Origin of the sequence: Pseudomonas muyukensis, from assembly GCF_019139535.1 — a bacterium.
Lineage (GTDB): Bacteria > Pseudomonadota > Gammaproteobacteria > Pseudomonadales > Pseudomonadaceae > Aquipseudomonas > Aquipseudomonas muyukensis.
On sequence record NZ_CP077073.1, the window covers coordinates 4499197 to 4510876 of the forward strand.

Annotated in this window: 12 protein-coding genes; 2 read left to right on the forward strand and 10 right to left on the reverse strand. The window is 65.6% G+C overall.

Annotation, left to right across the window (positions count from 1 at the left end):
* Positions 1-58: 58 nt before the first annotated feature.
* Genes pepN through KSS95_RS19785 form a run of 6 tightly spaced genes read right to left on the reverse strand, consistent with a single transcriptional unit; the run spans position 59 to position 6561 of the window.
* The gene (gene pepN, locus KSS95_RS19760) at positions 59-2716 is read right to left on the reverse strand and encodes an aminopeptidase N (protein WP_217848918.1); all 2658 of its coding nucleotides are present in this window, start codon (positions 2714-2716) and stop codon (positions 59-61) included.
* Positions 2717-2729: 13 nt separating this feature from the next.
* Positions 2730-3560, reverse strand: a complete 831-nt coding sequence (locus tag KSS95_RS19765) for a DUF2797 domain-containing protein (protein ID WP_217848920.1) — start codon at positions 3558-3560, stop codon at positions 2730-2732.
* Positions 3557-3817, reverse strand: coding sequence for a YeaC family protein (locus tag KSS95_RS19770; RefSeq protein ID WP_133328852.1), 261 nt, complete (start codon positions 3815-3817; stop codon positions 3557-3559). The genes KSS95_RS19765 and KSS95_RS19770 overlap by 4 nt, the downstream gene beginning before the upstream one ends.
* A 13-nt stretch (positions 3818-3830) precedes the next feature.
* Positions 3831-4703, reverse strand: a complete 873-nt coding sequence (locus tag KSS95_RS19775) for a rhomboid family intramembrane serine protease (protein WP_217848922.1) — start codon at positions 4701-4703, stop codon at positions 3831-3833.
* Positions 4700-5671 (reverse strand): metallophosphoesterase, encoded by a 972-nt coding sequence (locus tag KSS95_RS19780; RefSeq protein ID WP_217848925.1) that lies wholly within the window; start codon positions 5669-5671, stop codon positions 4700-4702. Before KSS95_RS19780 ends, KSS95_RS19775 begins: the two co-directional genes overlap by 4 nt.
* Positions 5671-6561 carry an NAD(+) kinase gene (locus KSS95_RS19785; RefSeq protein ID WP_134693921.1) on the reverse strand — a complete coding sequence of 297 codons (891 nt, stop codon included), beginning with the start codon at positions 6559-6561 and terminating at the stop codon, positions 5671-5673. Before KSS95_RS19785 ends, KSS95_RS19780 begins: the two co-directional genes overlap by 1 nt.
* 43 nt (positions 6562-6604) lie before the next feature.
* On the opposite strand from KSS95_RS19785, the gene KSS95_RS19790 reads away from it, so the two are divergent.
* Complete coding sequence (locus KSS95_RS19790; RefSeq protein ID WP_217848928.1) at positions 6605-7594, forward strand: DUF1853 family protein; 990 nt, start codon at positions 6605-6607, stop codon at positions 7592-7594.
* A gap of 127 nt (positions 7595-7721) precedes the next feature.
* Positions 7722-8267, forward strand: coding sequence for a cytochrome b (locus tag KSS95_RS19795; RefSeq protein ID WP_217848930.1), 546 nt, complete (start codon positions 7722-7724; stop codon positions 8265-8267).
* Here KSS95_RS19795 and KSS95_RS19800 read toward each other — a convergent pair.
* The 4 genes from KSS95_RS19800 to KSS95_RS19815 all read right to left on the reverse strand — a co-directional run bounded on the left by KSS95_RS19800 (position 8258) and on the right by KSS95_RS19815 (position 11674).
* On the reverse strand, positions 8258-9151 hold the full coding sequence (locus tag KSS95_RS19800) for a 1-aminocyclopropane-1-carboxylate deaminase/D-cysteine desulfhydrase (protein WP_217848932.1): 894 nt from the start codon (positions 9149-9151) through the stop codon (positions 8258-8260). The genes KSS95_RS19795 and KSS95_RS19800 overlap by 10 nt on opposite strands.
* Complete coding sequence (locus tag KSS95_RS19805) at positions 9144-9365, reverse strand: hypothetical protein (RefSeq protein ID WP_217848934.1); 222 nt, start codon at positions 9363-9365, stop codon at positions 9144-9146. Before KSS95_RS19805 ends, KSS95_RS19800 begins: the two co-directional genes overlap by 8 nt.
* Before the next feature lie 867 nt (positions 9366-10232).
* Positions 10233-11171, reverse strand: a complete 939-nt coding sequence (locus KSS95_RS19810) for a 2-hydroxyacid dehydrogenase (RefSeq protein ID WP_217848936.1) — start codon at positions 11169-11171, stop codon at positions 10233-10235.
* A gap of 77 nt (positions 11172-11248) precedes the next feature.
* Complete coding sequence (locus KSS95_RS19815; RefSeq protein ID WP_217848938.1) at positions 11249-11674, reverse strand: hypothetical protein; 426 nt, start codon at positions 11672-11674, stop codon at positions 11249-11251.
* Positions 11675-11680: the final 6 nt, after the last annotated feature.

Below are 11680 nucleotides of genomic sequence, written 5' to 3' on the forward strand. Positions count from 1 at the left end.
GATCCCCTGTAGGAGCGGCCTTGTGTCGCGAAAGGGCTGCGCAGCAGCCCCAAGGGTCTCAAGCGAGACTTTTGCTCACCACCTCATACACATCGCTGGACAGCGCTCCCGACGCAAGGATCCGCTCCAGTTCGCCCTTCATCAGCGCCTGACGCTGCTCGTCGTACTTGCGCCAGCGGGTCAGCGGTGCCAGCAGACGCGAGGCGATCTGCGGGTTCAGCGCGTTGAGCTCGATCACCAGGTCTGCCAGGAAGCGATAGCCCGAGCCATCGACCGCATGGAAGTTGACCAGGTTCTGCCCGGCGAAGCCTCCGATCAGCGCGCGCACCTTGTTCGGGTTCTTCAGGGTGAAGGCCGGGTGCTGCATCAGCGTCTTGACCCGCGCCAATCCACCTGGTTGGCTGCTCGCCGCCTGTACGCTGAACCACTGGTCCATGACCAGCGGGTTGTCCTTGAAGTGCTCGGCGAAGCTTTCCAGGGCCTTGGCCCGCTCGGCCTCGAACGGTGAGTTGACCAGCACCGCCAGGGCGGTGAGGCGCTCGGTCATGTTGTCGCACTGGTCGAACTGCTCCAGGGTCGCCTCGAGCACCTGCGCCTTGCCGCCCAGCATCAGGTATGACAGCGCGATGTTCTGCAGGCTGCGACGGGCGAAGTGCTCGGCCGAGGCCAGGTACGGTGTCTTGCGCGAGACCTCGCGGTTGGCCTGGTAGCGCGCCCACAGGGCGTCGAACAGCTGCTCGGCGATCTGCTGGCGGGCGAACTCGCGGGCAGCGTGGATCGCATCGACATCGGCCACCTGGCTGATCTCGGTGAGATAAGCCTCACCCGGCAGCGAGAGCATCTCGGCGACCATGGCCGGGTCCAGCGCTTCGTTGCCCAGCACGGTGCCCAGGGCGGTGATAAGACGCTGGTCGAGCTGCAGCGCTTGGCCACGCTGATGCTGGCCAATCAGCTCCTGCAGCACCTGCACCGACAACTGCTGCCCCGCTTCCCAGCGGTTGAAGCCGTCGCTGTCGTGCTGCATCAGGAACATCAACTGGTCGCGGTCGTACGGGAAACCCAGCTTGACCGGCGCGCTGAAGCCACGCAGCAGCGATGGCAACGGCTTGGCGGTGATGCCTGCGAAGGTGAAGGTCTGCTCGGCCTCGGTCACCGACAGCACGCGGCTGGTGCCGGCAGCCTGCGCTTCGCCGACCAGGCGCAGCGGCAGGTCGTTGCCTGCGGCGTCCAGCAGGCCCAGCGCCACAGGAATCACGAACGGCAGCTTCTCGACCTTGTCCGGCGTCGGCGGGCAGCTCTGGCGGAAGGTCAGGCTGTAGGTCTGCGCGGCGGCGTCAAACTGCTCGCTGACCTCCAGGCGCGGCGTGCCGGCCTGGCTGTACCAGCGCTTGAACTGGGTCAGGTCGACGCCGTTGGCGTCTTCCATGGCCTTGATGAAGTCGTCGGTGGTCACCGCCTGGCCATCGTGGCGCTCGAAGTACAGGTCGCTGCCCTTGCGGAAGCCCTCGGCGCCCAGCAGGGTGTGGACCATGCCCACCACTTCGGCGCCCTTCTCGTACACCGTCAGGGTGTAGAAGTTGGAGATCTCGATGAAGCTTTCCGGGCGCACCGGGTGGGCCATGGGGCCGGCATCCTCGGCGAACTGGTGGGTGCGCAGGTAGGCGACATCCTCGATGCGCTTGACCGTGCGCGAGTTCATGTCGGCGCTGAACTCGGCGTCGCGGTATACCGTGAAGCCTTCCTTGAGCGACAGCTGGAACCAGTCGCGGCAGGTCACGCGGTTGCCCGACCAGTTGTGGAAATACTCGTGGGCGACCACGCCCTCGACGCGCTGGTGCGCGGCGTCGGTGGCGGTTTCGGCGCGGGCCAGCACGCAGCTGGAGTTGAAGATGTTCAGGCCCTTGTTTTCCATGGCGCCCATGTTGAAGTCGTTGACCGCGACGATCATGAAGATGTCCAGGTCGTATTCACGGCCATAGACTTCCTCGTCCCAGCGCATGGACTTCTTCAGGCTGACCATGGCGTGGTCGCACTTGTCGAGGTTTTCCGGCTCGACATAGATGCGCAGCGCCACGTCGCGACCCGACTGGCGGGTAAAGGTATCCTCGACGCACCACAGGTCGCCGGCCACCAGAGCGAACAGGTAGGCCGGCTTCTTGAACGGGTCTTCCCAGGTCGCCCAGTGCCGGCCATCCTCGGACGGGCCGCTGCCAACCGGGTTGCCGTTGGACAGCAGCACCGGGTAACGATGCTGTTCGGCGATCACCGTGGTGGTGAAGGTGCTCATCACATCCGGGCGGTCGAGGTAATAGGTGATCTTGCGGAAACCCTCGGCCTCGCACTGGGTGCAGAACATCTTGCCGGACTTGTACAGGCCTTCCAGCGCGGTGTTGCTCTCCGGGTGGATCTTCACACTGGTGTCCAGGGTGAAGCGCTCGCGCTTCGGCTGCACGGTGAGGCTGTCGTCGTCGAGCTGGTAGTCGTTGGCGCCCAGTGCCTGGTCGTCCAGTTGCACGCTCAGCAGCTCCAGCTGCTGGCCGTCGAGCACCAGCGGCGGCAGGCCGGCGCCACGCTCGGGGTTGCGGCGCATGAGCAACTGCGCATGGACCAGGCTGTGGTCCTCGAACAGCTCGAAAGTCAGGTGGGTCTCTTCGATCAGGTAGTCGGGCGCCTGATAGTCCTTGAGGTGGATCACTTGCGGTTGTTCGGTGCGCATGGTGACGGTCCTTTTACTGAAGCACGGCCAGTTGGTAGGCCGTGTACTTGCGAATGTTGATCACGCCGGTGTCGAAGATCAGGTACTGGCCCTTGATCCCCAGCAGCGTGCCTTCCACGACCGGGTCCTTGTCGAGGTTGAAACTGACGATTTTTTTCGGGTAGGCCTCGACCGGGTAGCGCATCTGCACCACCTCGGCGTCGGGCAACGGCTGGATGGCCTGCAGGCCGAAGCGCTCGTGCAAACTGCGGATGCCGTCGGCGCAAGCGTCGAAGATCTGTTCGCGAATGGCCGGCAGGTCGAGCACCTCGGCATCGCCCTTGAGCAGCGCGCGCCAGTTGGTGCGATCCGGCACCTGGCTGCGCAGCACGTCCTCGACCAGCCCGGATTGCTGGCGGGTGGCCACGCGCATGATCGGCAGCGCCTGGCTGGCGCCCTGGTCGAGCCAGCGGGTGGGCAACTGGGTGGCGCGGGTGATGCCGACCTTGATGCCCGACGAGTTGGCCAGGTAGACCACATGGTCGGTCATGCAGAACTGCTCGCCCCACGAGGGTTCGCGGCAGGTGCCGGCGTCGTAATGGCATTTTTCCGGAGCCATGATGCACACGTCGCACTGGGCCAGCTTGGTCATGCATGGGTAGCAGTAACCCTGGCTGAAGCTGGTCTTGGTGCGCTTGCCGCAATGGCTGCAATGGATCGCGCCCAGGTACTCCAGGCGGATCGACTGGCCGATCAACGGATTGACCGGTACCTCGGTGTCATCCAGGCGGAAACTGTATTGAACGACCGGTGCGTCCAGGCGCACCGCCATCTTGCTCAAAGAGCCACGAGCGAGTTCGATCAATGTACCGAGTCCGACTTGAACAAAATGTTGGCGATTGGCGCGGACTTCGAGGCGCACTCCTGCGGGCCCATGTAGCCGGTGCGCTGCTCTTCGGGGAGGTTTTTCATTTCCCAGGCGATCACCGCCTGCAACGACAGCTCTTTCTGTTCGGCGGTCAGCTTGCGGCCGTCGGACCATTTGCCGATCTCCACGGCCGTCTTCAGGCTCTGGTAGATCTCGGGGGTGATGTTTTCGATCATTTGCGCGAAAGTGGACATGCGGTCTCCTCAGTCAGGCGGACAGTCTACGCCTGGCGAGGGCTCCACCCAAGAGCCCGGTCAGGCATCCGATGAGCAACCCGCCGACATGGGCGGCGTTGGCGATCTGGCCGAAGCCAAGCAAGGTGATGAGGCCGGACAGGCACACCAGCAGCCAGATCAATAGGCTGCCCACCGTGCCCGGTGGCAGACGATAGACCTTGTCGGGCGCCAGCCGCTGATACAACCAGACATGCCCCAGCAACCCGTACAGCACGCCGGACAAGCCCCCGAACAGGCTCGGTCCGCTGGTGAAATGCTGAGCCAGGTTCGACACCAGAGCAAACAGCAAGGTCAGCGCCAGCAGTGGCCAAGGCCCCTGACGCCGCTCCACACGCCGCCCCAGCTCCCAGTACCACAAGGCATTCATCAGCAGATGCAGCCAGCCGAAATGCACAAGCATCGGCGACACCAGCCGCCACCACTGGCCTTCGGCCATTTCCTGGGCCAGCGAAGTGAAATACAGATAGTCACCCTGCACCTCGAACTGCAGGAAGGTGAACCAGCCAAGGGTCGCCAGGTTGGCGCCCAAAGCGGTGATGGCCGCGACCAGCAGGCTGGCAATCAGCACGAACAGGGTCATTTTTGCCGCGCGCAGCTGTTCGGCCAAGGGCGGACGTCGCTCGACCACCATGACCGATCCACGCCTGCGGCGGACCTCGGCCTCGCCTTCGGGGAAGCGCTGGTACAGCCCGCGAACGCGCTCGGCCAGCGCCTCATCCACCCACAGCACGTGCTGCCCCTCCTCCTCGCTGACCTGGTGCCTGATGTCCAGGCGCGCCAACAGGTCGAGGAAACCCTGCAGGTCGACCTCCCGCCCCAGGCGCAGCGCCGCAACCGGGGTCACTGGCTGGCCTGCGGGCGTTCGACATCGACCCAGACGAACTTGTGCGGGTCGATGCGGGTTTCGTCGTCCAGCCGATAAGCCGCCAGCTTGCCGTAGAGCACTGCGCTGTAGTCCAGGCAGGCCAGGTTGGCGCGGATCGGCGCGGGCCGGCCGCTGCGCCAGTAATGACCGACGAACAGCAGCGGTTCGTCCTCGGCGTAGCGCAACAGGGCGTTCTTCTGGCTGTGGCTCAACGGCGTGCGGGCCACCTCGTCGGGTAGCGCGTCGGGCTGGAAGACGATATCGCCGTAGGTCTGCGGGTCTTCTTCCCAGAACTTGGTGCGGAAGAAGGCGCGGGTCAGGCCATCGCCGCCGGTCAGGGTCAGGCCATCCGGCAGGCGCATGTCGGTGCCGCGCAGCAGGCGGTTGCACACGGTCGAGGCGAAACTGCCGGACACCGCCGAGGCCTGCACGAAGTGCTCGTCGATACAACCGCTGGGGTATTGCTGACGCAGCGGCGCGATCAGCTGCGGGTCCCAGCAGGCATGCACCAGGCGGAAACGCCCGGCGTCGACGAACAGCGGCAAGGTGTAGAACCACTGGAGGAAGTCGTGCCAGTCGCCGGGGTGCTGGGCGAACTGGGTGAGGGTCTCGTCGATCAGCCGCGCGTGCCGGGGGGTGTGCTCGCGCACAAAGGCCTTGCCGCTCCCCGGCAGCGCCGGGGTGACCCAGGCCAGGGCGTTGTATTCGTGGTTGCCCATGATGCAGAAGGCCTGGCCGGCCTCGACCATGTCATGGACGATGTGCAGCGCCTCGCGAATGCGCTGGCCGCGGTCGACGATATCGCCGAGGAACAGCGCCTGGCGCCGTGGGTGGCGCCAGACCCCGCCGACCCGCTTGTAGCCGAGGGTGTCGAGCAGGCGCTCGAGGGTCAGTGCGCAACCGTGCACGTCGCCGATGATATCGAAACTGCGCGCCGGATCGAACATCAGTCGTCCCTGCCTCCCAGGCGGCTGCCCCAGCCGAGCTTGGTGCGGCAGACCTCGTAGTAGTTGTGGTCCAGCGGATGGATCAAGCGCAGCTTCTGCGGCTTCTTGCTCACCGTGATGGTGTCGCCAGGGGCACAGGTGAAGTGGTTCTGACCGTCGCAGGACACCTGCGGGTAGATCTGCAGGTCCTTGGACACGACGATCTTCAGCTCGCTGTTGCCGTCCACCACGATCGGCCGGCCCGACAGGGTATGCGGGTACATCGGCACGATGACGATGGCGTCGAGCTTGGGGTGCATGATCGGGCCGCCGGCGGACAGCGCATAGGCCGTGGAGCCGGTGGGCGTGGCGACGATCAGGCCGTCGGCCTTCTGGCTGCAGACGAACTGGCCGTCGATGTAGATTTCGAACTCGATCATCCGCGTCGACTTGCCCGGGTGCAGCACCACGTCGTTGAGCGCGTCGCCCTGGCCGATAGCCTCGTGATGGCGGCGGACCTCGGCCTGCAGCAGGAAGCGGTTTTCCACCAGGTAATGGCCGTCGAGTACCTCGGCGACCTTCTCCTCGAGCTCGTCGGGGCGGATATCGGTGAGAAAGCCCAGGTTGCCACGGTTGATGCCCAGCACCGGTACATTGTGCCGGGCCAAGGCGCGGGCGGCACCGAGCAGGCTGCCGTCGCCACCGACGACGATGACCAGGTCGCAGACTTCGCCCAGCAGCTTGCGCGTGGAGGTCTGCAGGCCGTGGCCGGGCAGCACTTCGGCGATGGCATCCTCGAGGATCACGTGCAGGTGGCGCTCGAGGAGGAATTTTTTCAGTCGGCGAATGGTGTCGAGCACCTGGGAGCTGCCAAGGCGTCCGATGATACCGATATTGCGAAATTGCTCCATGGTGCTCCTGCAAAGCTCTGCGGCGGGTGACAATGGCGCGATTATGGGCGAAAGGACTGGCCAGCGGCAAACCGGCTATGCTCGCAGGATGATGCCCTTCGCCGACCTCCAGCCCCTGCCCCGCCAACTGCGCCATCCAGCCGTGCGCGACCTGGCCTGGACGCTGCTCGCCCCGCCGCTGCTGGCGCAGTGTGCCTGCCCGCAACGCCACCCGCTCAGTGCCAGTGACTGGGCCGGCGACCCAGGGCGCCTGGCCGCCTGGCTCGCCGGCCTGGACCGAGACCCCAGCCCGCTGCTGGCCTGGCTGGCGCGCCTGACCAGCCGCCGCCTGGGCTTGTACTACGAAGCGCTGTGGCAGTTTGCCCTACGCCAGGCCCCAGGGGTCGAATTGCTCGCGGCCAACCTGGCGATCCGCGATGGCGGGCGCACCCTGGGCGAGTTGGACATCCTGTTGCGCGACCGCGAAGGCGATCATCACCTGGAGCTGGCGATCAAGCTCTACCTGGGGCCGCCGCAGGGCGACGGGCATGACCCGGCGCACTGGATCGGCCCCGGCTGTCATGACCGCCTCGGCAGCAAGCTGGGGCACCTGGCCGGGCATCAGCTGCCGATGTCCGCCCAGCCCCACAGCCGGGCGGCATTGGCCGAACGGGGAGTGACCGCAGCCGCGGCGCACCTGTGGCTAGGCGGTTACCTGTTCTATCCCTGGCCAGGACATGCCGAAGCGCCGACCGGCGCCCATCCGGCGCACCTGCGCGGGCGCTGGCTGCATCGGCGGGAATGGCCGGGGTACGCGGCGCAGTGGCCTGCCGCTCACTGGCAACCCTTGCCCCGCCATGCCTGGTTGGCACCGGCCCGGGTGCAGCCCCAGGCCTGCTGGAGCAGCAGGCAATTTCACGACTGGTTGGCGGCACTGGATGAACTGGCGCCGGCGCAACTGCTGGTGCGTCTGGAGGAGGACACGGACGGCGCCTGGCAGGAGGCCGAGCGGTTGTTCCTGGTGGCGAACCTTTGGCCCCTGTTGCGGCCTTGACCTGCCAGCCCTTGCTGGCGAAACCGCTGAAACAGACCCAGCGCAACGAAATTTTTACCGCGACCGTTTACAGTGGGTACCAGGCGCCAGCAAGAGCGTCTTCCCGACCTGATGACGAGGACCCACCATGGTTTCATCCACCCCCGCGGCCCATTACGCGCGGCTGTCGATTGCCCTGCACTGGCTGATGCTGGTGCTGCTGGCTGCCGTCTACGCCTGCATCGAGCTGCGCGGCCTGTTCCCCAAGGGCAGCGCCGAACGCGACCTGATGAAAGACCTGCACTTCATGCTTGGCCTGAGCGTGTTCGTGCTGGTCTGGCTGCGCCTGGCCCTGCGCCTGTCGCGCCCGACCCCGCCGATCGTACCCAGGCCGCCGGCCTGGCAGACCGGCCTGTCGCACCTGGTGCACCTGCTGCTGTACCTGATGATGATCGGCCTGCCCCTGGCCGGCTGGGCGCTGCTCAGCGCCGCCGACAAGCCGATCCCGTTCTTCGGCCTGGAGCTCCCGGCCATTGCCGCGCCGGACCAGGACCTGGCCAAGTTCATCAAGGGCTGGCATGAACGCATTGGCAGCTGGGGCTACTGGCTGATCGGCCTGCACGCCGTGGCCGGGCTCTATCACCACTACGTGCGCCGCGACAACACGCTGCTGCGCATGCTGCCCTACAAGTAGCCACGTCTCCCCTGCAGGCCTCCGGTATGCAGGACCACCAGGCGGGTGCCGGGCGCGAACCGCCCGGCCTCGACCTCATCGCGCAGGGCCAGCAGTGCCTTGCCGGTGTACAGGGCCTCCAGCGGTATTGCCGTTTGCCGTTCGGTGTCGTCGATGAAGCTCAGCAATGCTGGGTCGATTCTGGCGAAGCCGCCGCGGCTGGCGTCGTGCAACCGATAGCCCGCCTCCCCGGCCAGCGCGGCGATCTGCGCTGGCACGCCATGGTCAGCCGGCACCGCCAGCGCGCCATGCACCGGGTGTTCACCCGCCTCTGCCAGCACCAAGCCGGCCAGGGTGGTGCCGGTACCGACGGCCAGCCACCAGGCGTCGTAGTCTGCCCAGCCGAGCGTGGCCAGTTGCGCCCGGCACTGCTCGACGATCAGCGCGCAGCCTTGCGCGCCGCCCAAGCCGCCGCCGCCTTCGGCAATGCACTGCCATCCGGGGTAGCGGGCCTGCCAGGGCGCCCAGAACTCGGGCGCGTGACGCGCTCGGTAGCCGCCGTAGCCGAGCCAGTGGAGCTGCATGCCCAGTGCCTGCAGGTCACGCACGGTTGGCGTGTCCTGGGGCTGGCCGCGCAGCAGCCCGGCGCTGGCGAAGCCGAAGCGCTTGCCGGCGGCGGCGAGGGCGTGAAGGTGGTTGGAGTGGTTGCCCCCGAGACTGATCAGGCCCGGAGCGCCGGCCTCGCGCGCGGCAAGCAGATGGTGACGCAGCTTGAACCATTTGTTGCCGCTGATCAGCGGGTCGATCAGGTCCAGACGCAGGATGGCCCCTTCTATGCCCGCGCGGCGCAGCCAAGGCAAGTCGAGGCGTTGCAAGGGGGCTTGGGGCAGGGAGAACTCAGACATGACAGGAGTTTATCTGATCGCGCTGCTGGGCATGCAGCGCTCTTGTGCTTGTGAAGTTGCCCTTGCCCTTGCCCTTGCCCTTGCCCTTGCCCTTGCCGATCAAGAGGCTGACGCCAAACCCTGCGAGCGACAGCTGCGCCAGTGCAGGCGCCGCGCGTAACTTCGCGACTTCAGGAGGCCGAACGCAGGCCTTGCGTAGGGAGGTGACGGGCATGGATGCCCGTCAAGCGCTGGGGCCCAGGATGGGCCCTACAGCGCGGTCCTCCCGGGAGCAAGGCCGGAGTGAGGGAACCCGGAGCGGAGCGTAGGGCCGGATGAATGGAGCGCAGCGTTTTTTGGTTACTTTTTGTCGCGTTTGACAAAAAGTGACTCGCCGTAAGGGCGAAAAGGTGATTAAGCGTCGATATAGCCAATGAATGCGCTTACCTCTGTGAATACCCACGCCGATCGACTTTGACTGTGACTTTGACTTTGACTTTCAGAGCGTGAGTTTTGAAAGTTATACGCGCATTCATTGGCGATGGTGACGCATAGTCACCTTTCCGCCCTTACGGCGGGTCCCTTTTTGAAGGATCAAAAAGGAACCAAAAAATCCTCGCTCCATTCATCCGGCCCCTACGCTGCGCTCCGGGGTTCCCTCGCTCCGTTCTTGCTCCCGTGGGTACCGCGCTGTAGGGCCCATCCTGGGCCCCAGCGCTCGACGGCCATCCATGGCCGTCGCCCCACTACGCAAGAACTCCGCTCGGCCTCCTGAAGTCGCAATGAGTGTCGCCTGAACTATCGCGCGCTTAGAAGCAAAATCAAAAACAGATCAAAAACAGATCAATAACAGATCAATAACAGATCAAAAAAACACTATCCCTTGCTCTACGGCACAACGATAGCAAGCTGCTGTAGTCGTGAAAAATTGACCAGGTTTACACACGAAAAAAAATCAACGCCAACCGACTCTTTCCGACAAAACAGCGATCTAAAACCAACACCACACATCGCTACTTAATAAAGCCAGCGCGATCAACCCCGGAACCCGCCACGCAAGCAATCAAAGACCACATAAGTAAACGGCCTGCCCCGCGAACAATCACGCACAAACCGGCGTCAGCACCGGCTCGCCGGCGAAGAACGCCTGCAGGTTACGCAGCACCAGGCCCACCGTGTCCCGCGCCGCCTCCGGCGACTGCCCCGCCACATGCGGCGTGAGCACCGTGTTGCCCAGCGCCTTGAGCGCCTCCGGCACCGCCGGCTCGTCATCGAATACATCCAGCGCCGCCCCAGCGATCACGCCGCCGCGCAAGGCGCCGACCAACGCCTCGGTATCCACCACACTGGCCCGGGCAATGTTGACCAGGTAACCCTCGGCGCCCAACGCCTCCAGCACCGCGGCATCGACCAGGTGCCGAGTGCCGTTGCCACCGGGCGTGGCCACCACCAGGATATCCACCGCATCGGCCAGGTGCAGCGGGCTGTCGTACCAGGTATAGGGCACCTCGGCGCGCGGCGTGCGGCTGTGGTAGCTGACGCTCATGTCAAAGCCCTGGGCAGCCCGCCGGGCAATGGCCTGGCCCACCGCGCCCAGGCCGATGATACCCAGGCGCTTGCCACTCACCGATGGGCTGATCACCCGGTTCCACTGGCCACGCCGGGTGCTGGCGTCGGCCCGGGGGATATCGCGCAACAGCGCCAGCAACAAGGCCATGGCATGGTCGGCGACAGGGCCTGCATTGGCACCGGCGCCATTGGTGACAGTGATGCCACGGGCAGCGGCGGCGGCCAGGTCGACCTGCTCGTAACCGGCACCGATCACGCAGATGATCCGCAGCTTGACCAGGGTGGCGATTTCAGCGGCGTTCAGGCCCAGCGGGCCACGGGTCAGCACTGCATCGATCTCGCCGGCATGCCGGGCGATGGCCTCGGCACGCATCTGCGCCGAGGGTGCGCGGATCAGCCGGTAGCCGGCCTGCTCCAGTAGCGGTAGGTAGTCATCGACGGTTTCCACCAGCACCAGGACTGTCTTGCTCATGCCACCCTCCGGTCGAATGCGAAGGGGGATTATGCCAGTTGTTGGCGCCGCCGGCCCTGTCGCGGGGCCAACGATAATTATTGCCCGAACGCCCTGCCCAGCCCACCCGGCACACCGCTGCTGTCGGTGTCCTGCCACGGCCCGGCAGGGCTCAGCGACCAGCTCCAGCCATTGTTCCAACGGTAGTAGGTGCGCTGGCGGTAGAAGGTGTTGGGTTGTTTCTCCAGTACATAGACCCCAAGCTTCGGGTCCCAGTGGCTGGCGCCGCCAGGTGGCGGCGCGAAGCTGGCAGAGGTGCGCGGCATCGGCTTGGGCAGCGCCGCCGGCTTGCTCGGCTGGCTACCGGGCTGGCCACCCGGCAGGGGCTTGACCACCGGCCCCTGGTGCGGGGGCGGCGTGGTCTCGATCGGCGGCAGCGGTTCGCGCTCGCCCGGCTGCTGCACCGTACACGCGCCAAGACCCAGGGCCAAGGAGATCAGGGTCAAGCGGACGATGCTGTTCATGGAGGT